This window comes from Streptomyces adelaidensis, assembly GCF_016598475.1.
Lineage (GTDB): Bacteria > Actinomycetota > Actinomycetes > Streptomycetales > Streptomycetaceae > Streptomyces > Streptomyces adelaidensis.
Map to the genome: position 1 here is coordinate 1 of NZ_JAEMUX010000298.1, position 532 is coordinate 532.

Here is a 532-nt window from a genome sequence, read left to right on the forward strand (position 1 = left end):
CGGAAGATGCGGTTGTCGCTGTAGTCGCGGTCGTGCCGGGCCTGGGCGTCTTGGCGGATCTGTTCGGCGAGGTGGTGGGCGTAGTCGTCGACGAGTTGTTCGGGTGTGGTGCCGAGTTCGCCGTGGGCCCATCGTTGGTCGATGGCGGCGAGGAGGCGTTCGCGCGGGTCGGTACGCCACGCTTCGGAATCGGTCACGGTGGTCTCCGAGGGTTGGTGTGGGTGCCGCCCGCGCACCGGCACGGGCGGCGAGACGGGTCAGGGGCGCGGGTCTTCGGCGCGGGCGCGCAGATAGGCGCCGACCTTGTAGGCGCGGATGCGGCGGATGGCTCCGTAGATGGCGCCGGGGTATTGCTCGCGGGTGGCGGCTTCGTAGTCGTCGGCGGCGGAGTTGAGGGTTTCCTCGTCGCGGCTGGTGAGGATGTGGTCGGCGACCTCTTCGATGCTGGTGCCGGGTTCGAAGAGTGGCCACAGGTCGCCGAGCGGGGCCTGCTCCAGTACGGCGACGAGCTTTTCGCGGGCGGTCATGCGGC

The 532-nt window shown here is 69.9% G+C and carries 2 protein-coding genes; both read right to left on the reverse strand.

Annotated features, from left to right (window positions below):
• Positions 1 to 197: hypothetical protein (locus I8N67_RS41940; protein ID WP_200309650.1), on the reverse strand; the 197-nt coding region annotated here is incomplete at its 3' end.
• Between the two features lie 60 nt (positions 198 to 257).
• A partial coding sequence (locus tag I8N67_RS41945; protein ID WP_200309652.1) for a hypothetical protein occupies positions 258 to 532 on the reverse strand: 275 nt, incomplete at its 5' end.